A 24,675-nucleotide genomic window follows, 5' to 3' on the forward strand; every position below is an offset into this window, starting at 1 on the left:
GGGTACCCGACCCGCCACCTCCTTTTTATTTTCTCGAGACTTGTGCCATGCCTTACGTTCGTTCCGCACTTGCGCTCCTGCTCGGCCTGAATATCGGGCTGCTGTCCGGCCAGGCTGCTACAGTGCCCCTGGTCGACCGACTGGCGCGTCCTTCTCCTGTCTCCGGTTCGATTGCCGATTCCGCATTCACCGACATCCAGGCCCGGGATGGCCGGTTGCTGATCGTCGGTGAAGGCGGCCGTGTGCTTCTACGCGCCGCGGATGGCAGCCAGGTCCAGGCGGATGTGCCTGTTGATCTGTTGCTGACCGCCGTGCATTTCGTCGATGCGCAGCACGGATGGGTCGTGGGGCACGACGGGGTCGTCCTCCATAGCGCCGATGGCGGGCACACCTGGAGCAGGCAACTCGATGGCGTGTCCATCAACCGCATCATGCAGTCCTGGGCCGAGTCCGAGGTGGCCCGGCTGGAGGCGGCCCAGGCGGCTGATCCGGACGATGAGGCGCTGGCAGAGGCCCTGGACAGCGCCATCTTTGCCCTCGACGATATCCGCAGCGGCGGCGAGGCGGGACCGTCGCATCCGCTGCTGGATGTCTGGTTCCGCAGCGATCGCGAAGGCTGGGTCGTGGGGGCCTACGGCACGATCCTGCATACCCGCGACGGTGGGAGTTCGTGGGCACTGGTGCCCGGCCTGGACAACCCCGAGCGCCTGCACCTGAATGCCGTGCTCGGCCTGGCCGACGGCAGCTTGCTGGTGGCCGGGGAGGGGGGGCGCCTGTATCGCTCCGAGGATTCCGGCGGGCATTGGCAGCCGGCCAGTCAACTGGCCGATGCTTCGCTGTACCACTTGTTGCAACTGCGCGATGGCCGTCTGCTGGCCCTGGGGTTCGGCGGCGTATTGCTGAGCAGCCTTGACCAAGGACGGAGCTGGGAAGCTCTCGAGGTGCCGGTACGGGTCAGCCTCTACGGTGGCAGCCAACTGGCGGATGGCAGCCTGCTGCTCGCGGGGCACGGTGGTGTCTTGCTGTACAGCCGGGACGGACGGGCGTTCCGCGTCTGGCGCGGCGAAAGACGGGGGGCCTGGATGGGGGCGGTGGAAGCCGATGCGGGGACGGTGGCGCTGATTGGCAGCCATGGGCTACGGATCCTCCCTCTGGATGAGCTGGAGGGACAATTGCAATGAATGCCGAGATCCATGTGGCAACTGGTGAGCGGGGGCTGGAGCGTCTCGTTTCGGTCTGCGAGCGGTTGCTGTTCCGTCATCGCCTGGCGGTGTTGATGTTCTTTCTGGGAGCTTCGTTGCTGCTCGGCTACAAAGCGCTGGAGCTGCGTCCTGACGCCAGCTTCACGAGGATGATCCCGACCAGCCACCCCTTCGTGGCCAACTACCTGAGGTTCGAGGAGGTGCTGCGGCCGCAGAGCAATGTGCTGCGGGTGCTGGTCGAGAACCCGCAGGGAGACATTCTCAGCAAGGAGTTCCTGGAGACCCTGCGGGAGGTCAATGACAGGATCTTCTACATCCCGGGGGTCGATCGCGGCAAACTCAAGTCGCTGTGGACGCCCAACGCCCTGTGGGCGGAAGTCACCAACGAAGGGCTGAGGTCGGGGAAGGTCATTCCGGACGACTATGACGGCAGTCCGGAGTCCCTGGCCCAGGTGCGTCTCAACATCCAGCGCGCCAACATGGTCGGCAGCTTCGTCGCCAACGATTTCCAGTCGGCGATCATCCGCGTGCCGCTGCTCGAGCGCGATCCGGAAACCGGCCAGCCACTCGACTATGGAGCGTTCACCCAGGCACTGGAGAGCGAAGTACGCGACCACTTTGCTGCTCAGGGAGTGAGCATCCGCGTCATCGGTTTCGCCCAGATCATTGGCGACCTGCTGAGCGCGGCATCCGACATTGCCTTGTTCTTCGCCATCACCGTCGCGCTGATCAGCGCCATGCTGTATCTGTACTGCCGCTGCTGGCGCAGCACCGCGGTTACCGTGCTGACCTGCCTGCTCACCGTACTCTGCCAGTTGGGTTTGCTCAGCCTGCTGGGCTTCGGCCTCGATCCCTACTCGATCCTCGTGCCGTTCCTGATCTTCGCCATCGGCATCAGCCACGCGGTCCAGAACATCAATCTGGTGATGAGCGAAATGGGCAGGGGGGCCACATCACTGGAGGCTTCGCAGCGGACCTTCCGCGTTCTGTTCATTCCCGGCTCGACCGCGCTGCTGGCCGATGCCGTGGGATTCGTGACGCTACTGGTGATCGATATCGGGGTGATCCAGCAATTGGCGATCACTGCCAGCCTCGGTGTCTTCGTGGCCATTTTCACCAAGATGTTCCTGCTGCCGGTGCTGATGTCCTATGTCGGCGTCAGCCCGCGTGGCCTGCGACAGCAGAGCAAGCGCGACGAGTCGTCCTGGTCGCTGTGGCGGGGTGTCGCCGCACTGGTCCAGCCGCGATTCGCCTGGCCGCTGGTGGGGCTCGGCCTGGTCCTGCTCGGGTTGGGGTACTACGGTGCGCGCGATCTGAAGATCGGCGACCTGGATGCCGGTGCCCCGGAGTTCCGCCCCGAGTCGCGCTACAACCGTGACAATGCCTACCTGCTGGAGCACTACAGCACCAGTACGGATGTGTTCGTGGTGATGTTCAAGACGCCCCAGGAGCAGTGCTCGCGCTTCCCGGCCGCCGACCTGGCCAACCGCCTGGAGCGGGAGTTGCTCGAGGTCGAGGGCGTGGAGTCGGTGCAGTCGCTGTACCGGACCATGCGCTTCAACATCATGGCCCGCAACGAGGGCAATCCCAAGTGGGCCGAATTCTCCCGCGACCGCTACGTCATGGGCGAGGCGCGCACCGGCGTGCCCGGCGAACTGGTGGACCGCGACTGCAGCATCGCGCCGATCAGCTTCTACCTGTCCGACCACAAGGCCGAGACCCTGGGCCGGGTGGTGAGCGCGGTGACCACCTTCGCGGAGAAGCATGCCGATGGCGATTTCGAGATCCTCATGGCCGCTGGCAATGCCGGCATAGAGGCGGCGACCAACATCGTCATCAAACAGTCCGAACGGCAGATGCTGATCCTGGTCTTCCTCATCATTGGCGCCATGGTCTGGCTGGAGTTTCGTTCGTTGCGGGTGGCCTTCGCCCTGATGGCGCCGCTGTACCTCTCCACCGTGCTCTGCGAGGCTGTCATGGCACAGATAGGGCTCGGGGTGAAGATCGCCACCTTGCCGGTGATCGCCCTGGGCGTGGGCATCGGTGTCGACTACGGCATCTACCTGTACAGCCGGCTGGAGAACTTCCTGGCCCGAGGGTTGGATTTCCAGAGCGCACTTTTCGAGTCTCTGAAGACGACGGGCAGTTCGGTGGCCTTCACTGGCCTGACCCTGGCCCTGGGGGTGGCGACCTGGGTCTTTTCGGCGCTGAAGTTCCAGGCCGACATGGGCTTGCTGCTGGTGCTGCTGTTCCTCTGGAACATGGTCGGCGCCCTGTTGCTCATGCCGGCACTGGCGTCGCTGCTTCTCGGCAGGAAGGGGCGCTGACGGGCCTGTCCCTACACTGCGCGGCGCCGCTGGCGGGCCAGCTTGCGCCGCGCGGAATGATCGGGAACGTGCTGCTTGCGCCACTCGCGCGGGCTCATGCCGAACCAGCGATGGAAGGCCCGTGAGAAGGCGCTGAGATCGGCATAGCCCAGTATCCCGGCCAGTTGGGTGAGGTCGATGGCCGAGTCGCGCAGATGGCTGCTGGCCATGGCCTGGCGGGTCTGGTCCAGCAACTGCTGGAACGAGGTGCCTTCTTCGGCCAGGTAGCGCTGCAGGGTACGGGGGCTGAGCATCAGGTATTGGGAGATCTGCTCGATGCTCACCCGTCCGTTGGGCAGCAGGCTGCGCAGCACCTGCTGCACATGGGTGGGTAGTTCGCGGATGGTGATCTGGTCCAGAGTGCTCAGGTGCTGGCGGATCAGGCGGTGCAGTTCCGGGTCGGCGGAAAACAGCGGCGTTTCGAGCAGGCGGGCATCGAAGATCCAGGCATTGAACGGTGTGTTGAACTGCGGCACCAGCCCGAGCAATCGCTTGTACGACTGAGGCTCGACGACCGGGGCGTGCTGAAGCAGCAGTGCGCTCGGTTGCCAGCGGCTGCCCAGCAGGGTGCGCATCAGTTGCATGGCGACACCAGCGACGATCTCGATGGCCAGCCGCAGATTGGGCAGGTTGTCGATGTCCACGACGTCATAGTGCAGCAGGGCGTGGTCGCCCTCGATCTCCAGGCGGACCTCCGCCGCGCTGGCATGCAGATGGAAATACTGGCTGAGCTCGCGCAGGGCGTCGCCGACGTCCTTGGCATTGCGGATCAGGTAGAGCAGCGGGCCGAAGACCCCGACACCCTGGTGCAGCCCGAACTCCAGGGCGAAGAACGGATTGCCGGAGCGCAGCTCTCCGATTTCCAGCAGCCTGACGAACTTCCGGTAGGAAATGAGGTGCTCCGGGCGCTCCAGCGAGTCGCCGGGCAGGCCGGCGTCCTTCAGCAGTTGCGCCGCCTGCAGGTCATACAGCGCGGCGAACTCGGCCAAGCCATGAAGGGCCGAGGCCCGTGCGAGATCAGTCATGTCGGGTCCGTTATCGTTATTTTGGCGTAATTTATCAGGTTTATGGCGTTTCCGGTCAAATAGTCATTCATCGAAGTCGCTACCTTTTCCAGCAGATTTGCCTCCGATCATGTGTGCTACCTGGGAGTTCGTTCGATGGATAACAAGAAACTGTGGCTGCTGCTGTTTGCGCTCTCTGCCGGGAGCGCCAGCCTGGGTGCGAGTGCCGTCATGGCTGCGGAGCCCGGTGCTGCGGCTCCGACTTCGGCTCACCAGCTTGCGCCTGAAGAACTGCAGACCCTGGTGCGGGATGTCTACCAGTACGCCTACCCGCTGGTGCTCATGGACATCACCATGCGCCAGGCCACCAATGTCGCGGATGCCACCAGTCATCCGCAACGCGCGCCGCTGAATCAGTTCGCCCAATTCCGCAGCCACCCGGCAGCGGGGGACCGGGATGTGGTGCGCTTCAACTTCGACACGCTGTATTCGCTCGCCTGGCTGGATGTCGGCAAGGAGCCCGTGGTTCTGTCCCTGCCGGATGGCAAGGGGCGTTACTACCTGGCGCCGCTGCTGGACATGTGGACGGACGTCTTCGCCGTACCGGGCAGTCGTACGACTGGCGGCAAGGCTGGGAACTTCGCCATCGCTGCCCCTTCCTGGCAGGGTGAACTCCCCGACGGGGTGGAGCTGATCCGTGCCCCCACGCCGATGGTGTGGGCCATCCTGCGCACCCAGACCAACGGGCCGGCCGACTATGCCGCCGTCCACAAGATGCAGGATCAGTATCGTCTGACGCCCCTCAGCCAGTGGGGGAAGGACTACGCCCCGCCGCGCGGACTGCCGGTCGACCCACAGGTCGATAACCTCACGCCGCCCCAGCAACAGATCAACCAGATGAGCGGTATCGAGCTGTTCACGCGCTTCGCGGAGTTGCTCAAGCAGTACCCGCCGCATGCCAACGACTACCCGATCCTGTTTCGTATGAAGCGCCTCGGGCTGGTGCCTGGCCAGGCGTTCGACGTGAAGGGCCTGGACAAGGCCACCGTGGCGGCGATCAACGACGGGGCACGGAAGGGACTGCTGGACATGCAGGATGTCGTCGCGACCGGTGCGATCGGCAAACGGGTCAACGGCTGGAACTGGTTCGAGGGGTTGGGCACCTACGGCACCTCCTACCGCGCACGCGCCACCGTCGCGATGGCCGGGCTGGGAGCGAACCTGCCGGAAGATGCCATCTATCCCAATGCCTATGTGGACGCCGAGGGACGGCCGTTCTCCGGCGAGCATGCCTACGTGCTGCGTTTCGAGAAGGGCCAGTTGCCCCCGGTAGACGCCTTCTGGTCGCTGACCATGTACGACGAGCAGGGCTTCCAGGTCGCCAACCCGATCGACCGCTTCGCCATCGGCGACCGGGACGATCTGCGCTTCGAGCCGGACGGCGCCCTGGAAATCCTCATCCAGCACCGCACCCCGGAGCAGTCGCGCCAGGGCAACTGGTTGCCCGCGCCCGCCGGCAATTTCCAGGTGACCATGCGTCTGTTCTCGCCGCAGTGGGCGGCCCGTACCGGGGCGTGGGTGCCGCCGGCCATCCGCCGGGTCGAGTGACGGCGGCCTATAGCCGCGTACGAATAAGGAAAAGAACATGAAAAAACTGCTGCTGCCTTCTGCCCTGGGTCTGTCGTTGCTCTGTCCGTCCCTGGCGGTACAGGCCCTGCCGTCCCTCACACCCGAGGAGGCTCGCGAAATCGCCCGTGACGCCTACATCTATGGTTATCCGCTGGTGCTGATGCAGGTGACCCGCGAAGTGGCGACCAACGTCGCCGAGCCCGGCGGGATACGCGCCCCGATCAACCAACTGACACATGCGCGGGTGTTCCCGGACGCGTCCTACACCGATGTGGTACGGCCCAATGCCGATACGCTCTACAGCGCGATGAGCTACGACGTGTCCCGAGAGCCCCTGGTCATCGAGGTGCCGGATTCCGCTGGACGCTACTACCTGATGCCCATGCTGGATTTCTGGACCGATGTGTTCACCTCCTCGGGTTCGCGCACCACGGGCAATGGCGCACAGACCCTGGCGGTCGTCGGGCCGGCATGGCAGGGTAGGCTGCCGGCGGGCGTCAGGATGTACCGCAGCCCCACCGCTTCCGGCGTGCTGATCGGTCGCATCCAGACCAACGGCAAGGCGGATTATGCCGCCGTACACCAGTTCCAGGACGGCATGAAGACCTATCCGTTGAGCGCCTATGGCAAGCCCTACGTAGCTCCCAAGGGAACGGTGAATCCGCAGCAGGACATGACAGCTCCGCCGTTACAGCTTGACCGCATGAGCGGCGAGGTGTTCTTCAGCCGTTTTGCCGAGCTCCTGAAGGACAACCCGCCGCACGCCAACGACAATCCGATCCTGGATCGCATGCAGCGTATCGGCCTCGAGGTTGGCAAGGACTTCTCTTACGACGCTGCGCCCCAGGTGGTGCGCGATGCCCTGGACGCGGCACCGGCCGACGCGCTCAAGCAGATCAAGCAGGCCTTCCGCCATTCGGGCGTGACGGCCAATGGCTGGCGCACCAACCTGACGGCCATCGGCACCTATGGCACCGACTACCTGCGCCGCGCCGGCGTGGCCTATGCCGGGCTCGGCGCCAACCCCATCGAGGATGCGATCTACCCGACGGCGTTCGTGGACAGCGAGGGGCGGCCGCTGGACGGCGGGCAGCGCTATGTCCTGCATTTCGCCAAGGAGCAGATTCCGCCGGTACGGGCCTTCTGGTCGCTGACCATGTACGACGAGCGCCAGCTGTTCACGGAAAACCCCATCGAGCGCTTTGCCATCGGTGACCGCGACAAGCTGGTGTTCAATCCGGACGGCTCGCTGGACATCTACATCCAGCGTGAATCGCCTGGCAAGGACAAGGAAGACAACTGGCTGCCGACTCCGGCCAAGGGGCAGTTCTCGATGAACCTTCGCCTGTACTGGCCCAAGGGCCAGGCCCTCGACGGTGTGACCTGGTTGCCGCCTGCCGTCGAACGCGTGGACTGAGCCCTGGCACCGGTGGCCCGCATCGCGGCCACCGGAGCAGTCGTTCTCCTCCTGCCACATCGGCAGGTTCAACTGGCATCGGCAGGTAAATCATTGGCGCGATCGATCAAGTATTGCCTGGTGTCGTCGATGCAGACTCCCTGTGAATGAAGCGCCCGGGTACAGGCGCGGGATGCCCGCATGCCCGGGCTGCAACGGGCCACCCGGTTCTGGAAAGTAGAGGTTCAGATGCAAGACCTGATGATGGCGGACCAGTTGAACATCGGCATGATCATGCGTCACGCCGAGCAGATCGCGGCGGATGTCGAGATCGTTTCCGTGCTCGGCGATGGGACGCGCCATCGCTATACCTATTCGGAGGCCTTCGCTCGCAGCCGCCGGCTGGCCAACGCCCTGGACCGCCTTGGAGTGGCGAGCGGAAGCTGCGTTGCCACGCTGGCCTGGAACGACTACCGGCATTTCGAGCTGTACTACGCCATTCCTTGTTCCGGGCGGATCTGCCACACCATCAACCCGAGGCTGTTTCCCGAGCAGATCGCCTACATCATCAACCATGCCCACGACTCGGTTCTTTTCTTCGATCCGCAGTTCATGCCCCTGCTCGAAAAGCTCCAGGCCGGCCTGCCCGAGGACATGCAGTACGTGGCGCTGTGCGCGGCCGATGCCCTGCCTGCCTCGACGCTGCCGAACCTGAAGAGCTACGAGGCGCTGCTGGCGTGCGAGTCCGATCGGTACGACTGGCCGGTACTGGATGAGCGTACGCCCAGTGGCCTCTGCTACACCTCCGGAACCACCGGCAACCCCAAGGGGGTGCTCTACAGCCACCGCAGCACCTTGCTGCACAACCTGGCCGGCAGCCTGTCGGAGGCGGCTGGCCTGCGGGCCCAGGATACGGTGCTGCCGATAGTGCCGATGTTCCACGTCAACGCCTGGGGCATGCCCTACAGTGCGGCCATGATCGGCGCGAGACTGGTGCTACCCGGGCCGAAGGCCGGGGATGGCGAGACGCTGGCCAGCCTGATCAACGAAGAACGGGTTACCTACGCCTTGGGAGTGCCGACCGTCTGGCTGGCGCTGCTCAATCACCTGGACCGGAGCGGCGTGCCCATCCCCAGCCTCAAGCGCGCGGTGTCCGGAGGTTCCGCGTGTCCGCCGAGCCTGGTCGAGCGCATGGAACACTATGGTGTGACCCTGGAGATCGGTTGGGGGATGACGGAAACCAGTCCCCTGGGTACCTACAACCGCCCTCAGCCGTGGTACCAGGCGCTGGAGGATGAAGAGCGGATACGGCAGAAGGTCAAGGCCGGGCGGCAGGTATTCGGCATCAGTCTGCGTATCGTCGATGAGCTGGGCGTCGAGTTGCCGCGTGACGGCCAAACCTCCGGAGCCCTGCAGGCGCGCGGCCCGTGGGTGTGCGCCGGCTATTTCGGCGGCAAGCCCACAGAGGGCTGGTTCGATACCGGCGATGTGGCCACGCTGGATGAGCGTGGCTACCTGCAGATCACCGACCGCATCAAGGACGTGATCAAGTCCGGCGGCGAGTGGATCAGTTCGATCGATATCGAGAACGCCGTGATGACCCATCCGGATGTGGCCGAGGCGGCAGTGATTGGCGTGGTGCACGCCATATGGGGGGAGCGCCCCCTGTTGCTGGTCGTGCCCCGCCCTGGAACCTCTCCGCAGGCGGACGATCTGCTGGGCTTCCTCGAAGGCAAGGTTGCCAAGTGGTGGATTCCCGACGCCTGTGAACTACTTGCGCAGTTGCCGTACACCGCCACCGGCAAGGTCAGCAAGAAGGAGTTGCGGGAGCGGTTCGCCGACTATCTGTGGCCTGCCGCGGAGCGTTCGCTCCGACCATAGCCCCGACTGCCTCCAGATACAGAAATCTATCCGGTCCGGCCACCGTGTGCTCGGCAGGTCAGGCCGGAGCGCCTATCCAAAGGTTTCCATCATGTCCATCTATGAGCAGGGGCTTGGCCCCCGCGCAGTAAACCATCTCGCCTTGTCCCCCCTTGGCTTCATTGAGCGAAGCGCCAGTGTCTACCCGGACTATCCGGCCGTCATTCACGGCGCCGTCCGGCGGACCTGGGCGGAAACCTACGCGCGCTGCCGGCGTCTGGCATCCGCATTGGCCAGGCGTGGCGTGGGAGAGGGGGATACGGTTGCGGTGATGCTGCCGAACATCCCCGAGATGCCCGAGGCGCATTTCGGCGTGCCGATGGCCGGAGCGGTGTTGAATACCCTCAACACGCGCCTGGACGCGGAAACCATCGCGTTCATGTTGCGCCATGGGGAAGCCAAGGTATTGATCACGGACCAGGAGTTTCATGAGGTCATCCAGGTCGCGCTGCGGATGCTGGATACCCCGCCGCCGGTCGTTGACGTCGATGATCCCGAATACGGGAAGGGGGAGGCGCTGGGGGCGTTGGACTATGAGACCCTGCGCCTTCGTGACCCTGAAACCAGGGACGGCCGATGTAGCGATCGCGGACATCATCGCCTTCTGCCGGGTGCATCTGGCTCGCTTCAAGGTACCCCGCGACGTGGTGTTCGGCCCCTTGCCCAAGACCTCCACGGGAAAGATCCAGAAGTACCTGTTGCGAGAGGCTGCAAAGGATCTGTGAGGCCGGGGAAGTACGAAACCACCTGGGCTACCGGCCAGAAATGACTGGTTCGTCGCGGCATAGGCTGTAGCGCTCGTGGATGTGGGCACACCATTTCTTGATTTCTTTCTGCTCTGGAGTCACCGGATGAAAGCTGTCGTATGTCAGGGAGCGAAGCTCGAAGTTGCCGATCTGCCGGAGCCGGTACCTGGCCCTGGGCAGGTGCTGCTGGAGGTGCTCCGTTGCGGTATTTGTGGTTCTGACCTGCATGCGCGCCACCACTGCGACCATTGGGCTGATGTGATGGGCAGGAGTGGCTACCCGCGCTTTGCCCGCTCCGGGGAAGCGATAGTGTTCGGTCACGAATTCTGTGGCGAGGTGCTGGAGTACGGACCAGGTTGCAGGAAGCGGCTCAAGCCTGGCACGCACGTGTGCGCATTGCCGCTACGCCGTAATGGTGAGCAGGTGGACATGATAGGCCTGTCGAGCGCTGCGCCAGGCGCCTACGCGGAGCGCCTGGTGGTGCAGGAGTCGGCAATGGTCGAGGTTCCCAATGGGCTGGACGCTGATCGAGCGGCGCTGACCGAGCCGATGGCGGTGGCCTGGCATGCCGTGGCGCGTGGCGAGGTCCGGCGGGATGGAATGGCCATCGTCATCGGCTGCGGCCCTGTCGGGCTAGCGGTGATCGCCATTCTGAAGAGCCACGGGGTGGACACTGTGGTCGCAGCCGATTTCTCGCCAGGGCGTCGGGCACTGGCGAAGTGGATGGGGGCGGATATCGTGGTCGATCCCGAGGTGGAATCTCCCTACGAAAACTGCCGGCAGCGCGACTTCGTCGAGGGAGTCGAGGATTTGATGGGGTTGGCGCTGGGGACTCGCGAGCGGCTTGAGCGGCTGCCGGTTCCCTGGTGGCATTCCTGGCGCCTTGCCGAGGCGTTGGGGGCAAAGCCCAAGGCGCCGGTGATCTTCGAATGTGTCGGTGGGCGGCGGGTGCTGCAGTCGATCATCGAGGGGGCTCCGACCTTTTCCCGTGTGGTGGTGGTGGGCGTGTGCATGTCGCCTGACACCATCGAGCCTGCATTGGCGATCAACAAGGAGCTCGACCTGCGATTCGCAGTCGGCTATTCGCCGCTGGAGTACCGCGACGCACTGCACGCTCTGGCTGACGGCAGGATCCTTTGTGACGCGATGGTGACGGGGCACGTTGGGCTGGCAGGGGTGGCGTCCGCATTTTCGGCGCTGGGCGATGCCGACAGACACGCCAAGATCCTGATCGACCCCAAGAGCGCGCTCTCGAGCGTCGCCAGGTTTTGACGGCAGTGACTGCAAGACATTCGTTGAGTGATGGCGAGCCCACCCATGGTGGGCGGCCCACGGCTGGTTGGCCGGTGGGTTGACTGGTAGGGGGTATTCGGTGAGCAAGTGCGATCTTCAAGGCAAGAGGGTATTGGTGACCGGAGCGGCGTCCGGCATCGGGTTGGAAATCGCGGATGCCTTCGCTCGTCGCGGGGCACGTGTATTTCTCGTGGATATCGACCCGGAGGCATTGCAGCGGGCACGGCGGAGTGTCGAGCTGGCGGGCGCCGAATGCTCCGTGGAGGTGTGCAATGTCGCCGACGAGTCGGCGGTGCAAGCGCTGGCGGAGCGCGTGCATGCCGAAGGCGGCCCCATCGACGTATTGGTCAATAACGCCGGGGTGTTTTTCCTGGGTGGTTTCCAGGAGACACCGATTGCGGCGTGGCGTCGCCTGTTGGATATCAACCTGCTTGGCGTGCTGCACATGACGCGAGCTTTCCTGCCCGCGATGCAGGCCTGTGCCGGCCGACGTCGGATCGTGAATGTCGCCTCGCTTGCGGGTTTTCTGCCAGCGCCCAACATGTCGGCCTATGCTGCCAGCAAGCATGCCGTGATCGGACTCTCGGAGGTCCTGGCAATGGAGCTTGCGGCCGCGACTTGTGTCGGCGAGGTCGGAGTACTGGTGGTCTGCCCGGGGATCATCAACACACCGTTGGCCCAGGGGCCGGCGATCGGCAGCAATATCAGCGAGCGCCAGTTGGCGGCCCTGCGAACCTACTATGCGCGAGAAGGCTGTCATCCGCGCCTGGTCGCCGAAGGCATCGCCGAACGGCTATGGAGCGAGCAACCCTTTTTGTTCGTTGGCCCCCAGGCTCGTCCTGGGCACCTGTTGACCCGTCTGTCTCGACGCTTGGCAAGAGCCCTGTCGATTCGTTCGGCGCGCGCCAACGGTTACCTTGAACCGATGCCATGAACCGGTTGGCAGGGAACACGTGGGAGGTGCTTTGCTCCGTGATGGGAGAGACTGCGCCCCACGGCCTCTTGGGGGCGGGGCTTCGTCTCGTTTCTGCTGTGATGTTGAGCCTCGCCATCCCCGGTCTGGCGCTCGCGAGCGAAGGAGCCATGACGCGCCATTCCCCTGGACTCCTGGCCCTTCCCATGGCTGGTGCGGTGCCTCCGCCAGGCAATTACTGGAGTGTTTCAGCGCTTCACTACGCCGGGAGTACTGGAAGGAGTCTTGAGCTGCCGATTGCCGGAGAGATTCGCACAGGGCTCGATGCCGAGCTGTGGGGGCTGGCCGCCACCGGGCTATGGGTGCCGGATATCCAGCCCTCGGCTGGCGCAACCTTTGCCGTGAGCTTGACGCTGCCTTTTCAATACATGGAGGTGACCGGTCATGTGAATGGCTTCCAGCGCACGGATACCGGCGGCCCGCTCGGCGACATTGTCGTTGCCCCTACATGGGGTTGGACCTTCGACGACCAGTTCGTGTCGACAGCTCTGCGCATCTACTCGCCGACGGGGAGTTACGATGAGGACTCGTTGGCCAATACAGGACTGAACTACTGGACCTTTGCGCCGACGGTTGCCTATACCCATCTCGATATGGCTACGGGAAGGGACCTCAGCATCGTCGCAGGGCTCGACTTCAATACGAGAAACGACACCACTGGATTTAGGAGTGGTGTCATTGCGCACATCGATGCGTTGTGGCTTCGGCCGATCTCGCCGCACTGGGCATTCGGGGGCTTTGCTTCGCTGCTCCGGCAGATTTCCGATGACGACGGCCCCTATGCGGAATCGCTGGATGGATTCCGTGGTCGGGTCTGGTCGGTGGGGCCTGTGGTGAAGTTCACTTCCGGCGCTGAGGAACAGGTCACGGCCACGTTCAACTGGGCACCCGAGTTTGGCGTCGAGAACCGTCTGGAAGGCGATGGGTTATACCTGTCAGTTTCAGGGAGGCTCTGATTACCCATCGGCGTTTTGAGTCTGGCGACACGTTGTGTTCTCGTGTCGCAGGTGACGACCTGTGGGCGCAACGCGCTCTTGAAATGGCTTTCTTGCGACGTATCGGCTCACGCTCCGGTGATAGCGAGGATCGTCGTGGGACGCCTGGCTGGCAACATCTGGGCGCGGCCAGAGGGAGTCGGTATGGTGTTGGGCCATTCCCGGTGCTGTTTTGAAGATGCTGCTCTATCCCCATGGGCGGCGGTGGAGATGCTTTTCTGGGCTCAGGGACTTTGGCGGGGAATCGTTGAAAATCGTCCGGCATCGTTGGGCATCGATTGCAGCGAGCACCATTTCCTAGTGTTTAAAAATCAAATCCTTATACCAAGGCGGTTTGTGTAGTGGGCTGCTGATCCCGGACACCGATTCAGGCGAAAACCCTCGCCTTTAGAGAGAGGCCTGCCAACGCTGCCCGAACCTCCGTGGTACCGATCAGCACCGCCAGTAAAGCCAGACGTTCCCGTGTCAGGACCATGCCGTCGATCTCCGATGAAGCAAGCGAGCCGGTTGGCCGGCTCGCTTGCTGCCAGCCCCTATGCCCGTCCTTCGTTCGGGTGGTTGAACGCCAGGAAGTGCCGCACCACGGGTCTGGCTTCGCCTCGATGGAAACGCAGTACTTCGCTCTGGATATCGGCGTCCGCCTTGGAAACCCGATGATGCTGGCGCAAATGTTCGGCCCAGGATTCGACCTGGAACCATTCGAGCATCAGCTCCGGATCGGCCGCATCCTCGGTGATGCCCCAGGCGTAGGCGCCATCGCGACGACGCTCGGACGACAGCCGGGCCAGTGCCTTCAGGAAGTCGGCACGGTCCTCCGTCGCGACGCGGTATTCGATCTGGATCAGCACCGGTCCCCGGTCATGCTCGACCGGCGCCGCTGTCAGTGGCTCGGGCCAGTGTCTGGAGGGCACCAGGTCGGCCTCGCCCTTGGGCAGCTTGAGCCGGTGGGCGACCAGGCCCACCGCGACCAGCCCGGCGGCCCCCGCCAGCAGTGTGAAGGGCACGCCGATCAGTGTCGCCACCGCGCCCCAGCTCAGGCTACCCGCGGTCATGGCACCGTTGAACACCGTGAGATACACCGCCAGCGAGCGACCGCGCACCCAGTTGGGGAGGATGGACTGTGCCACGCCATTGAGTGTGGTCAGCGCAATGATCCAGGCCGCACCCAGCGCCAGCAAGGCAGCCACCGCCATCCATTGCGGCGGCGCGAGCGAGAGGAAGGCCATGACCGACGCCGTCACCAGCGCCGCCGCCAGCAGCAGGCCGTCGGCATTCAGGCGTTCGCGCAGCTTCGGCAGGATGATGGCTCCAGCGATCGCGCCCAGGCCGACGGCGCCAAGCAGGATGCCGTAAAAACCGGCGCCACCGCCGAGCAGGCCGCGCGCGACCAGCGGCAGCAGTGCCCAGACCGAACTGGCCAGGGCGAAGAACACGAAGGCGCGAACCAGGACGACATGCAGCTCGCGGCTGGCGCGGGCGTAACGTAGTCCCGCCCGGAATGCTCCAGGGAAGCGCTCGGCCAGCACATCCTGCGCGGCCACCGGTCGCCGCCACCACAGTAGCGCGGAGATGACGAAAACATAGGTGATGACATCCACCCCATAGGTGAATGCCGCTCCCAGGCTGGCGAGGATAAGACCACCCAGCGCCGGGCCGATGGCGCGGGCGATGTTGATCCCCAGCGAATTGAGCGCCACCGCGTTCTTGAGGTCTTTCTTCTCCACCAGTTCGGGCACGATGGCCTGCCAGGTCGGCCCCATCAGCGCCGCGCCGATGCCGCCGAGGAACGTCAGGGCCACCAGCGAGGCGACCGACTGCAGACCGGCGTACGACAGCAGCATCAGGCAAATGCTGACACTGGCCAGCAGGAGTTGGATGGCGATCAGGAACTTGCGCCGGTCGAGAATATCGGACAGCACGCCGGCGGGAATGGCCAGCAGGAAAATCGGCAGTGTCGCAGCGGCCTGCACCAGCGCGACGGCCGCTGGCGATGGCGACAGGTCCGTCATGATCCAGGCGCTGGCGACATCGCGGATGAAGCTGCCGGTGTTGCCGATGATCGTCGCGATCCACAGGACTGCAAACAGCGTTTGTCGCAGGGGAGCGAAACTACCGGCAGAGGCGGAAACGGACTGTGATGATTCCTTGCTCATGATGCCTCCCGTTCTTTCAGGTCCAGCCAGGCGACCAGCAGGAACCCACCTACCAGTCCGAGATGTTCGAAGAACGAATTGGCGGCCATGAAGCGCTCCTGTCCGGCTGGCAGTTCCCAGAAGCGCAGGGCGATGCCGGTGGCCAGCAAGGTGAACCCTGCCAACCCCAACGCTCCCAGCCAACGCAGCCAGCCGGCGAGAATCATCACGGAGGCCCCCAGCTCGAGCAGAATCACCAGCACCGCGAACAGCGGTGCCGGTGACAAGCCGAAATGGATCATCTCGCCGATTGCGCCCGGAAAGTCCGTGAGCTTGGCCAACCCTCCTTGCAGGTAAGCCGCACACAGGCCGAGGTAGGCGACGAAGCGCGCGGCAGGCGAGCCGAGCACCGGCCGCACGGTAGCGGCCAGCTTGCGCCCGAGCGAGTTGGACGTTGGCATGGGACAGTCTCCTACACGGCCCAGCAGGAGCAGCCCAGGGCGCCGAAGAAACTCCTGGCGTCCGACACCGGGGCGTTGGAGGCCCAGGCACGCGCATGATCATGGCCATGCAGGCCGCAGGAGCTGGCGCAGCCGCACGAAGCCGCGGCCTGGGCGCGTAGCGGCGCCAGCGAGTTCCTTCCAGCGCCCTCGGGCTCGCCCCAGGCGCCATAGCCCTTGAAGGTACGGGTCGGCGACCAGTCGGGCATGGCCGGCGGCAGCGGGTTGTCGTCCAGCGGCGCGAAGTCGCCCGCACCATAGACCACGCGCCCGCCAACCACGGTCAGGTCGGAGGTGAGGAAGGAGATTTCATCCTCGGGCACCGTGAAGTAGTCCTTGCTCGGCACGATCAGGTCGGCGAACTGACCAGCCTGGATGCGGCCGCGCTTGCCTTCCTCGTTGGAGAACCAGGCGACGTTCTCGGTCCACATGCGCAGCGCCGTCTCGCGGTCGAGCAGGTTGGCCCGCGGATACAGCCCGAGGCCGCCGACTGTCTTGCCAGTGACCATCCAGGACAGCGACACCCAGGGGTTGTAGGAGGCCACACGGGTAGCGTCGGTGCCGGCCGAGACCTTCACGCCCTTTTCCAGCATGCGCTTGACCGGCGGCGTTGCCTCGGCGGCGCGGGCGCCGTAGCGCTCGACGAAGTACTCGCCCTGGTAGGCCATGCGGTGCTGCACGGCGATGCCGCCGCCGAGCGCCGCGATACGGTCGATGGACTTCTCCGAGATGGTCTCGGCGTGATCGAAGAACCAGTTGATTCCGGCAAGCGGGATGTCCTGGTTGACCTTCTCGAACACGTCCAGCGCGCGCGTGATGGTTTCGTCGTAGGTCGCGTGCAACCGCCAGGGCCACTTGTTCTGCGCGAGGATGCGCACCACTTCCTCGAGTTCACCCTCCATCTCCGGCGGCATGTCGGGCCGTGGCTGGCGGAAGTCCTCGAAGTCCGCCGCCGAGAACACCAGCATCTCGCCGGCGCCATTGTGGCGGAAGTAGTCGGTGCCCTGCTTGTACTTCACGCTGGAGGTCCACTTGAGGAAGTCCTCCTTCTCTTCCTTGGGCTTCTGCGTGAACAGGTTGTAGGCCAGCCGCACGGTCATCTGGCCCTCGTCGGCCAGCTTCTGGATCACCGCGTAGTCGTCGGGGTAGTTCTGGAAGCCGCCGCCGGCGTCGATCACCCCGGTCACGCCGAGGCGGTTGAGTTCGCGCATGAAGTGGCGCGTGGAATTGACCTGGTAGTCGAACGGCAGCTTGGGCCCCTTGGCCAGGGTCGCGTAGAGGATCATCGCATTGGGCTTGGCCAGCAGCAGGCCGGTGGGGTTGCCGTTGGCGTCGCGGGTGATCTGGCCGCCCGGGGGCTCGGGTGTGTCCTTGGTGTAGCCGACGGCACGCAGGGCTGCGCCGTTGAGCAGTGCGCGATCGTAGAGGTGCAGCAGGAACACCGGCGTGTCGGGCGCGACCGCGTTGATCTCGGCGATGGTCGGCAGGCGCTTCTCGACGAACTGCTGCTCGGTGAAGCCGCCGACCACGCGAACCCATTGTGGCGCGGGGGTGATAGCCACCTGGCGCCTGAGCATGTCCATGGCGTCGGCCAGCGAACGCACGCCGTCCCAGCGCAGCTCCAGGTTGTAATTGAGACCGCCGCGGATCACGTGGGTGTGGTTGTCGAACAGGCCGGGCAGCACGCTGCGGCGCTTGAGGTCGACGACCCGGGTGGCGGAACCCGCCAGGGCCATGATCTCCTGGTCCGATCCTACGGCGAGGAACTTGCCGTCCTTGATGGCGACGGCGCTGGCGACGGGATTGGCGTGATCGAGCGTGGTGATCTGGCCATTGCGGAAGATGATTTCGGGAACGGAATCGGTCACGGTGGACTCTCCTGTTCTGAGGATTTCGGCGACGGCGTTGCGTCCCAATGCGCTACCCAGCGCCAGCGTCGAGGCGGCGCCGAGGAATTTTCGACGGGATGTCATAGGTGGCGGCCCTCATATCCGGGGGTTCGACAATGCTCGCCCCAGAGGCCGTTGCCTGGTGGGCGAGCGCCAAGACAGCTTGTTCAGGTCCGCTCGGTTTCCTCCGCCTGCGGTTCGGCGTGGCGGCCGGGCAGTTGGCCGAACAGATGGCTGGTGGCCTGCGTCTTGTCGCAGGCGGCACTGAAGGCCGTGCCGCCGAGCAGTTGCTTACCGATCGGGATGATCTGTTCGCCGACCAGAATGCCGAGCAGCCCGACCAGGGCAACCAGGGGCGGCGCCGGCGAGCGCACGTTGAGCAGGCTGTAGACGACACCGACCAGCAGGCCGGCGCCCAGGGACAGGACATAGAGCTTCATGCTTCACCTCGCTTCACGGCACCGGTGTGCCGATGCTCCCGTGGCGTGGAGCCATCGCCCGCAGGCGCGCGACGGCTCCTGCCACAGCGGGCCTACTTGGCCGGGTTGGGGCCGATGCGCTCACCGTGCTGCACACGCTCCGGAGCCTTGTGCACCATGGTGTAGGCATAGTCCACGCCCATGCCGTAGGCGCCGGAGTGCTCCTTCACGATCGCCATCACGTCGTCGTAGGTTTCCTTGCGTGCCCAGTCGCGTTGCCATTCGAGCAGCACCTGCTGCCAGGTCACCGGCACGATGCCGGCCTGGACCATGCGGTCCATGGCGTACTTGTGCGCCTCGACCGAGGTGCCGCCGGAAGCGTCGGCGACCATGTAGATTTCATAATCGGTGTCGTGCAGGCACGACAACGCGAAGGTGGTGTTGCACACCTCGGTCCACAGGCCGGAAACGACGATCTTCTTGCGGCCTGCGGCGGCGTTTTTGGCCAGCGCGTCGCGCACGTTCTGGTCGTCCCAGGAGTTCATCGAGGTGCGCTCGAGGAGTTTGTTCTCGGGGAACACGGCCAGCAGTTCGGGATAGGTGTTGCCGGAGAAACCGTCGGTCTCGACGGTGGTGATGGTGGTGGGGATGCCGAACGCCTTGGCAGCCTTGGCCAGACCCACGACGTTGTTCTTCAGGACCTGGCGGTCGATCGATTGCACACCGAAGGCCATCTGCGGCTGCTGGTCGATGAAGATGACCTGGCTGTTCTGCGGAGTCAGGACTTCAAGGTATTTGCTGGACATGGTGACTCTCCTTCAAGGAGTGAGCGGGTTCGAAAGCGGCGACATGCCTTGCTGCCTGCGCAGCATTCGGCCCGTCTCGGCAGCTCTGGGAGCCACCGGTCCCGGCCCAGTGCGGGGGATGCCGCGAAATCCCCCGCACCTCGAGACTTGTGGCTCAGCCGGCTGCGTCCACCAGCACCAGTTCGGCATCCTCGCGAGCCGTGACCCGGATGAGCTCCTCGTCGTGGATCGCGGCGCCATCGCGCGCCTCCAGCAGCACGCCGTTGACCTCGACCTTGCCCTTGGCTGGCACCAGATAACCGTAGCGCTTGGCATCGGCGAAGCGGTACTCGACCGTCTCTCCGGCCTTCAGCGTTGCCCCCAGCACCCGTGCGTCGGTACGGATCGGCAACGCGTCTTCATCGCCTTTCGCTCCGCTGGCCAGGGCCACGAAGTGGCCGGAGCGATCGCCTTTCGGGAACGGCTTGGAACCCCAGGATGGTGGCTCGCCGCTGCGGTCGGGAAAGATCCAGATCTGGAAGATGCGGGTAATCCCCGGCTCCAGGTTGTACTCGGAGTGGCGGATGCCAGTGCCCGCGCTCATCACCTGGACGTCGCCCGCTACCGTGCGGCCCTTGTTGCCGAGGTTGTCCTGGTGAGTGATGGCGCCTTCGCGGACGTAGGTGATGATTTCCATGTCCGCGTGTGGGTGCGGCGGGAAGCCCGAGCCCGGAGCGATGGTGTCGTCGTTCCAGACCCGCAGCGCGCCCCAATGCACGCGCTTCGGATCATGGTATTCGGCGAAGGAAAAATGGTGCTTGGCATCGAGCCACCCATGGTGGGCACCACCGAGGCTGTCGAAGGAACGGCGTTCGATCATGCTGTTCTCCAGGTCGATTTGGTTTCGATGGAGTCACTATAGGTAGTGGGAATTATATTTAGAATGGAATTGATGGAATTTTATGGTTTCCTGTTTTTATGTGTTTGTGGTGATTTTCATAAGGATCATGGAGAATCGTACGGAATCAATATGAGGGGATTGTTTCCAGAGCTGCCATGAAAAAGCTGCCGGATCTCGAAGCGTGGGCGATCTTCGCCAAGGTGGCGGATACGGGCTCTTTCGCCCGGGCCGCGAACGAACTCGGCCTGTCGCAGGCCACCGTCTCCAAGGCCATCACACGCCTGGAAGGGCGGATGAAGACCATGCTGTTCCATCGCACTTCGCGGCGGATGTCGTTGACGGAGAGTGGCCACGTCGCGCTGGAGCGTGCTTCTCGCATCCTGGCCGAGGGCGAAGCGGTCGAGGCCGAGGTGACGGAGCAGTCGACCAGCCTGCGCGGGCTCATTCGGGTGACGGCACCGATGTCGTTTGGTATCTCGCACCTGGCGCCGATACTGCCGGATTTCATGGCGCGCCATCCCGATGTGGTGCTCGACGTCCATTTCAGCGACGAACTGGTCGATCTGGTTGCCCATGGATTCGACATGGCCCTGCGGATCTCGACCCTGGCCGATTCCAGCCTGTTGGCCCGGCGCCTGTGCACCGTGCGCATTCTGCTTGTCGGCACACCAGCCTATTTCGAGCGCCATGGGCGTCCTGGCCACCCACGCGACCTGGCCGGGCATCGGGCACTGCAATACAGCTATTCGCGTGGAGGCAGCAGTTGGCGTTTCCGGCACAAACGGCATGGCGAGTTCACCCAGGCAATGCCCTCGGCATTGCTGGCCAACAATGCCGAGGCGCTGGAGCCGGCCTTGCGGGCGGGCCTGGGCATGGCCCTGCAACCCGAGTTCCTGGCCTGGAAGGACCTGCAATCGGGAGTGTTGGAGACGGTGATGGAGGACTGGCAGGTAGAGCCGATCGCACTGCACATCGTGACCCCTCCAGGGCGCAGCCGCCCGGTTCGCGTGCAAGCGCTGATCGACTACCTGGCCGAGCGCTTCGCGAGTGCGCCGTGGGCGCAGGCCGGCGGGAAGCTGGAGTGAATTGCCACCTGGAATGACTCACCTGATCGGGTGTGTGCTCGATGCATTCCCGATACGGTTCAAGCCATATACCAGGCCGCGTGCGACTTCTATTTCACCTTGGGAGATTCTTTCCCTGCCCTGCGTTCGAACAGTGGCTGGTTGCTGGCCTGGAAGTGTCCTCCTGTGGACCGCACCCGATGACGGAGCGGTACCATTGCCGCCGATCAAGTGCGAGCAAGGAGGAAGCATGAGTGCCCTGAACGATTTTCTCGTCACCAGAGTGTTGCCGCTGTCCGGGGCTGTCTATCGGGATTTCACGGCTTATCTGCGTGACGCGGATGCGTTTTTCGATAGGCAGGGCAGAAGGAATGCACCCTGCCTCAGGTCGGCCCTGTTCGGGTTGCTGATGGCGGCGATGCTGATGCTGCTCGGCCTGCCCGGGATGAGGCAGGCGGGGATAGATATAAGCAATGAGTTCCTGATCTTCGGGACGGTTCTCAACTGGATGCTGCTGGTTGTCTATGGCGGAGCCTATTGGCTGGGGGCCAGGGTTCTGAATGGGCGTGGCGGCTTTCTCGCCGTGGTCAATTCGTTCTTCTTCGTTTCCATTTTCCTGGTTTTCCTCAAGCTGTTCGAGATTCCAACCCGGGCGCTCAAGTTGCGCATGATGGCCGAGAGTTGTGGCGTTGGCGGTGATTTCGGCGCGAGGGTCACCCAGACCATCGCCGCGGACGGCTCTTTGTTGCTGACCGAGAGCCTCGTGTTGCTGGGATACCTGCTGTTCCTCTACCAGGCCTACCGCATGCAGGTGCGCCTGCATGGATTCGGCAGGCTGCGGGGTTTCGTCTCCGCCGTGCTTGGAACCTTGCTGCTGGCCTTCGTTGTCTCGAAGGTTCAGGAGCCGGCCATACATGCGCTGGTGTGCGGCTACTCGAAAACCGGGTGACCCAGTGTTTCATACCTTGTGGGGATCGCTGGTCGGGTTTGTCGGCGACCTGTCCGGCCTGGGGCGCCAATCTCCTGGCCGGGAGCAAGCGAGAAGCTAAGCTGAGTGCCTGCGACTACATCGAGGGGCCGTGAGGTCCTTCGTTTCCCCGTGGGTTCGAGGGCATTCAGATGAAACAGACACCCGAGTTCGACATCATCGTCTACGGCGCTTCCGGCTATACCGGCCGACTGGTGGCCGAGTACCTGAGCCAGGCGTATGGCGGTGATGGCGAGCTGCACTGGGCCATGGCCGGTCGTGATGCCGGCAAGCTGGCCGCCGTGCGCGACGAGATCGGCGCGCCGGCCGACACGCCACTGGTGGTCGCGGACACCGGCGATCCCGCCAGCCTGCGAGCGATGGTCGAGAACACCCGTGTGGTCCTGACCACGGTCGGCCCCTACCAGCTTTATGGCGAGCCGCTGGTCGCCGCCTGTGCCGAGTCGGGGACCGACTATGTCGACCTGTGCGGCGAGCCGGCCTGGATGCGCAAGATGATCGACGCGTACGACGAGACCGCGCGCCGCAGCGACGCGCGCATCGTGTTTTCCTGCGGCTTCGATTCGATTCCCTTCGACCTCGGCGTGTTCTTCCTGCAGCAGGCCGCGCGGGAACGTTTCGGCGTGCCGCTGTCGCGGATCAAGGGCCGGGTTCGCAAGATGAAGGGCACTTTTTCCGGCGGCACGGCGGCCAGTCTCAAGGCCACCCTGGTTGCGGCCAAGGCGGACCCCGCCATCCTCCAGTTGCTGACCAATCCCTTCGCCCTGACGCCTGGTTTCAGCGGCCCGGCCCAGCCGCCCGCGGCGACGCCCGAATACGACGAGGCCCTGGGCAGTTGGGCGGCGCCGTTCATCATGGCGGCCATCAATACCCGCAACGTGCACCGTTCCAATTTCCTCCTGGGCCATGCCTATGGCGAGGACTTCGTCTACGACGAAATGCTCCTCACCGGCCCGGGAGAGCAGGGCAAGGCCATCGCCGAAGCGGTGGCTTCCGACCGCTCTCTGGCCAGCGACAAGGCGCCCAAGCCCGGCGAAGGGCCGAGCAAGGAAGAGCGGGAAAGCGGCTTCTACGACGTGCTGTTCATCGGCGAGACGGCGGACGGCCGGACCCTCAATGCGAGCGTGGCCGGCCAGCGCGATCCGGGCTACGGCTCCACTTCGCGGATGATTGCCGAGAGCGCCCTGTGCCTGCTGCGCGACGCCACCACCACGCCCGGCGGCATCTGGACCACGGCGCCGGCGATGGGCGAGAAGCTGATCCGGCGCCTCACCGAACACGCCGGACTGACCTTCAGGCTGGAGGCGTGAGGAATCATGGCAACCACGACTTCGCTGGATTTCCTGATCGACCGCGCCGACCTGGCCCGTTGCGAATTCCGGGAGACGACGCTGGACCCGGATGCCCTGGCGCCGGGCCAGGTGCTGCTCAAGGTCGACCGCTTCGCCTTCACCGCCAACAACATCACCTACGCGGCCATGGGTGATTCCCTGCGCTATTGGCAGTTCTTCCCGGCGCCGGAGGGCAGGGGGATCATTCCGGTGTGGGGCTTCGCCGAGGTGCAGGCTTCCCGCTGCGAAGGTATCGAGCCGGGCGAGCGTTTCTACGGCTACTACCCGATGTCCACCCACCTGGTGGTGGAGCCCAGGCAGGTGAAGGAGGGCAGTTTCGTCGATGGCGCGGAGCACCGGCGGCCACTGCCGATCATCTACAACCAGTACCTGCGCTGCTCGCGCGACCCGCTCTACAGTGCCGACAGCGAGGCCTTGCAGATGCTGCTGCGCCCGCTGTTCACCACCTCGTTCCTGCTCGACGACTTCTTCGCCGACAACCGCTTCTTCGGCGCCACGCGCCTGGTGCTGACCAGCGCCTCCAGCAAGACGGCCATCGGCATGGCCTACCTGCTGCATCGCGACCGCGACCAACGCGAGCAGCAGTACGAGATCGTCGGGCTGACCTCGCCGGGCAACCGGGCCTTCGTCGAGGGGCTGGGTTGCTACGACCGGGTGTTCGGTTACGACCAGGTGGCCGAGCTGGACGCCACGGTTCCCACCGCGACCGTGGACTTCGCCGGCAGCGGCGAACTGCTCGGGCGCCTGCATGCCCATTTCGCCTCGCAACTGCGTCATGGCTGCCTGGTCGGCGCTTCGCACTGGGACCAGCGCGGCGGGTTGCCGAAGGACCTGCCCGGTCCGGCGCCGCAATTCTTCTTCGCCCCGGCGCAGGCCGAGAAGCGTTTGCAGGAGTGGGGCGGAGCAGGGTTCCAGCAGCGACTGGCCGAGCGCTGGCAGGCGTTCATCGCCTTCGTCGGGGCGTGGATGGAGGTCGAGCCGGGCCTGGGGCCGGAGGCGGTCGAGCGTGTGTACCGGGAGGTGCTGGCTGGCCGGACGAGTCCGCAGGCCGGCCATGTCCTGTCGCTGTCCGAGAGCCCGGGCGCCACGGCATAGACGGGTTGGCCGGGACCTCTGCCGGC

General features: G+C 64.5%; 19 protein-coding genes and 1 pseudogene. 13 read left to right on the plus strand and 7 right to left on the minus strand.

The window, feature by feature from the left end:
* Positions 1-47 precede the first annotated feature (47 nt).
* A complete protein-coding gene (locus tag PSEWESI4_RS21390; RefSeq protein WP_187673245.1) occupies positions 48-1,181 on the plus strand; it encodes a YCF48-related protein in 1,134 nt (377 codons plus the stop codon).
* Positions 1,178-3,529 carry an efflux RND transporter permease subunit gene (locus tag PSEWESI4_RS21395; protein WP_187673246.1) on the plus strand — a complete coding sequence of 784 codons (2,352 nt, stop codon included), beginning with the start codon at positions 1,178-1,180 and terminating at the stop codon, positions 3,527-3,529. The genes PSEWESI4_RS21390 and PSEWESI4_RS21395 overlap by 4 nt, the downstream gene beginning before the upstream one ends.
* An 11-nt stretch (positions 3,530-3,540) precedes the next feature.
* Here PSEWESI4_RS21395 and PSEWESI4_RS21400 read toward each other — a convergent pair whose 3' ends face one another.
* Complete coding sequence (locus tag PSEWESI4_RS21400; RefSeq protein WP_187673247.1) at positions 3,541-4,593, minus strand: AraC family transcriptional regulator; 1,053 nt, start codon at positions 4,591-4,593, stop codon at positions 3,541-3,543.
* 135 nt (positions 4,594-4,728) lie between these two features.
* Between PSEWESI4_RS21400 and PSEWESI4_RS21405 the strand changes: the two genes are divergently transcribed.
* The 7 genes and pseudogenes from PSEWESI4_RS21405 to PSEWESI4_RS21435 all read left to right on the plus strand — a co-directional run bounded on the left by PSEWESI4_RS21405 (position 4,729) and on the right by PSEWESI4_RS21435 (position 13,485).
* Positions 4,729-6,180 carry a DUF1254 domain-containing protein gene (locus PSEWESI4_RS21405; protein ID WP_210768866.1) on the plus strand — a complete coding sequence of 484 codons (1,452 nt, stop codon included), beginning with the start codon at positions 4,729-4,731 and terminating at the stop codon, positions 6,178-6,180.
* A 37-nt stretch (positions 6,181-6,217) separates the two neighbouring features.
* Positions 6,218-7,618 carry a DUF1254 domain-containing protein gene (locus tag PSEWESI4_RS21410; protein WP_187673248.1) on the plus strand — a complete coding sequence of 467 codons (1,401 nt, stop codon included), beginning with the start codon at positions 6,218-6,220 and terminating at the stop codon, positions 7,616-7,618.
* 228 nt (positions 7,619-7,846) lie between these two features.
* A complete protein-coding gene (locus PSEWESI4_RS21415; protein ID WP_187673249.1) occupies positions 7,847-9,478 on the plus strand; it encodes a long-chain fatty acid--CoA ligase in 1,632 nt (543 codons plus the stop codon).
* A 91-nt stretch (positions 9,479-9,569) separates the two neighbouring features.
* Positions 9,570-10,061, plus strand: a pseudogene (locus PSEWESI4_RS21420) (AMP-binding protein); the annotation flags it as partial.
* Positions 10,062-10,368: 307 nt separating this feature from the next.
* Positions 10,369-11,535, plus strand: a complete 1,167-nt coding sequence (locus PSEWESI4_RS21425) for a zinc-binding dehydrogenase (protein ID WP_187673251.1) — start codon at positions 10,369-10,371, stop codon at positions 11,533-11,535.
* Between the two features lie 100 nt (positions 11,536-11,635).
* Entirely contained in the window at positions 11,636-12,490 is an 855-nt protein-coding gene (locus tag PSEWESI4_RS21430; protein ID WP_187673252.1) for an SDR family NAD(P)-dependent oxidoreductase, read from the plus strand.
* A 149-nt stretch (positions 12,491-12,639) separates the two neighbouring features.
* A complete protein-coding gene (locus PSEWESI4_RS21435; RefSeq protein ID WP_187673253.1) occupies positions 12,640-13,485 on the plus strand; it encodes a SphA family protein in 846 nt (281 codons plus the stop codon).
* Positions 13,486-14,057: 572 nt separating this feature from the next.
* On the opposite strand, the gene PSEWESI4_RS21440 is transcribed toward PSEWESI4_RS21435, so the two are convergent.
* The 6 genes from PSEWESI4_RS21440 to PSEWESI4_RS21465 form a co-directional block, all read right to left on the minus strand.
* Positions 14,058-15,677 carry an MFS transporter gene (locus PSEWESI4_RS21440; RefSeq protein WP_187673254.1) on the minus strand — a complete coding sequence of 540 codons (1,620 nt, stop codon included), beginning with the start codon at positions 15,675-15,677 and terminating at the stop codon, positions 14,058-14,060.
* Positions 15,674-16,117, minus strand: coding sequence for a DoxX family protein (locus PSEWESI4_RS21445; protein WP_187673255.1), 444 nt, complete (start codon positions 16,115-16,117; stop codon positions 15,674-15,676). The genes PSEWESI4_RS21440 and PSEWESI4_RS21445 overlap by 4 nt, the downstream gene beginning before the upstream one ends.
* A gap of 11 nt (positions 16,118-16,128) precedes the next feature.
* Entirely contained in the window at positions 16,129-18,129 is a 2,001-nt protein-coding gene (locus PSEWESI4_RS21450) for an amidohydrolase (RefSeq protein WP_187673256.1), read from the minus strand.
* Between the two features lie 83 nt (positions 18,130-18,212).
* A complete protein-coding gene (locus PSEWESI4_RS21455) occupies positions 18,213-18,485 on the minus strand; it encodes a XapX domain-containing protein (protein ID WP_187673257.1) in 273 nt (90 codons plus the stop codon).
* A gap of 92 nt (positions 18,486-18,577) precedes the next feature.
* Positions 18,578-19,270, minus strand: coding sequence for a hydrolase (locus PSEWESI4_RS21460; protein WP_187673258.1), 693 nt, complete (start codon positions 19,268-19,270; stop codon positions 18,578-18,580).
* A gap of 154 nt (positions 19,271-19,424) precedes the next feature.
* A complete protein-coding gene (locus PSEWESI4_RS21465) occupies positions 19,425-20,129 on the minus strand; it encodes a pirin family protein (RefSeq protein ID WP_187673259.1) in 705 nt (234 codons plus the stop codon).
* Between the two features lie 176 nt (positions 20,130-20,305).
* Between PSEWESI4_RS21465 and PSEWESI4_RS21470 the strand changes: the two genes are divergently transcribed.
* From PSEWESI4_RS21470 to PSEWESI4_RS21485, 4 genes are all read left to right on the plus strand, one after another.
* Positions 20,306-21,235, plus strand: coding sequence for a LysR family transcriptional regulator (locus tag PSEWESI4_RS21470; protein WP_187673260.1), 930 nt, complete (start codon positions 20,306-20,308; stop codon positions 21,233-21,235).
* 229 nt (positions 21,236-21,464) lie between these two features.
* Complete coding sequence (locus tag PSEWESI4_RS21475; RefSeq protein WP_187673261.1) at positions 21,465-22,163, plus strand: hypothetical protein; 699 nt, start codon at positions 21,465-21,467, stop codon at positions 22,161-22,163.
* Between the two features lie 170 nt (positions 22,164-22,333).
* Positions 22,334-23,512: a saccharopine dehydrogenase family protein gene (locus PSEWESI4_RS21480; protein WP_187673262.1), complete on the plus strand. Its 1,179-nt coding sequence runs from the start codon at positions 22,334-22,336 to the stop codon at positions 23,510-23,512.
* 6 nt (positions 23,513-23,518) lie between these two features.
* Positions 23,519-24,649 (plus strand): DUF2855 family protein, encoded by a 1,131-nt coding sequence (locus PSEWESI4_RS21485; RefSeq protein WP_187673263.1) that lies wholly within the window; start codon positions 23,519-23,521, stop codon positions 24,647-24,649.
* The last annotated feature ends 26 nt before the right edge of the window (positions 24,650-24,675 follow it).

Source organism: Zestomonas carbonaria, from assembly GCF_904061905.1.
In the GTDB taxonomy this organism is placed as follows: domain Bacteria; phylum Pseudomonadota; class Gammaproteobacteria; order Pseudomonadales; family Pseudomonadaceae; genus Aquipseudomonas; species Aquipseudomonas carbonaria.

Coding starts and splice junctions, on each gene's coding strand:
- PSEWESI4_RS21450 (WP_187673256.1), bottom strand. CDS start 18,129: ATGACATCCCGTCGAAAATTCCTCGGCGCCGCCTCGACGCTGGCGCTG.
- PSEWESI4_RS21465 (WP_187673259.1), bottom strand. CDS start 20,129: ATGATCGAACGCCGTTCCTTCGACAGCCTCGGTGGTGCCCACCATGGG.
- PSEWESI4_RS21405 (WP_210768866.1), top strand. CDS start 4,729: ATGGATAACAAGAAACTGTGGCTGCTGCTGTTTGCGCTCTCTGCCGGG.
- PSEWESI4_RS21440 (WP_187673254.1), bottom strand. CDS start 15,677: ATGAGCAAGGAATCATCACAGTCCGTTTCCGCCTCTGCCGGTAGTTTC.
- PSEWESI4_RS21460 (WP_187673258.1), bottom strand. CDS start 19,270: ATGTCCAGCAAATACCTTGAAGTCCTGACTCCGCAGAACAGCCAGGTC.
- PSEWESI4_RS21480 (WP_187673262.1), top strand. CDS start 22,334: ATGAAACAGACACCCGAGTTCGACATCATCGTCTACGGCGCTTCCGGC.
- PSEWESI4_RS21415 (WP_187673249.1), top strand. CDS start 7,847: ATGCAAGACCTGATGATGGCGGACCAGTTGAACATCGGCATGATCATG.
- PSEWESI4_RS21425 (WP_187673251.1), top strand. CDS start 10,369: ATGAAAGCTGTCGTATGTCAGGGAGCGAAGCTCGAAGTTGCCGATCTG.
- PSEWESI4_RS21445 (WP_187673255.1), bottom strand. CDS start 16,117: ATGCCAACGTCCAACTCGCTCGGGCGCAAGCTGGCCGCTACCGTGCGG.
- PSEWESI4_RS21475 (WP_187673261.1), top strand. CDS start 21,465: ATGAGTGCCCTGAACGATTTTCTCGTCACCAGAGTGTTGCCGCTGTCC.
- PSEWESI4_RS21390 (WP_187673245.1), top strand. CDS start 48: ATGCCTTACGTTCGTTCCGCACTTGCGCTCCTGCTCGGCCTGAATATC.
- PSEWESI4_RS21400 (WP_187673247.1), bottom strand. CDS start 4,593: ATGACTGATCTCGCACGGGCCTCGGCCCTTCATGGCTTGGCCGAGTTC.
- PSEWESI4_RS21470 (WP_187673260.1), top strand. CDS start 20,306: ATGAAAAAGCTGCCGGATCTCGAAGCGTGGGCGATCTTCGCCAAGGTG.
- PSEWESI4_RS21485 (WP_187673263.1), top strand. CDS start 23,519: ATGGCAACCACGACTTCGCTGGATTTCCTGATCGACCGCGCCGACCTG.
- PSEWESI4_RS21395 (WP_187673246.1), top strand. CDS start 1,178: ATGAATGCCGAGATCCATGTGGCAACTGGTGAGCGGGGGCTGGAGCGT.
- PSEWESI4_RS21455 (WP_187673257.1), bottom strand. CDS start 18,485: ATGAAGCTCTATGTCCTGTCCCTGGGCGCCGGCCTGCTGGTCGGTGTC.
- PSEWESI4_RS21410 (WP_187673248.1), top strand. CDS start 6,218: ATGAAAAAACTGCTGCTGCCTTCTGCCCTGGGTCTGTCGTTGCTCTGT.
- PSEWESI4_RS21435 (WP_187673253.1), top strand. CDS start 12,640: ATGACGCGCCATTCCCCTGGACTCCTGGCCCTTCCCATGGCTGGTGCG.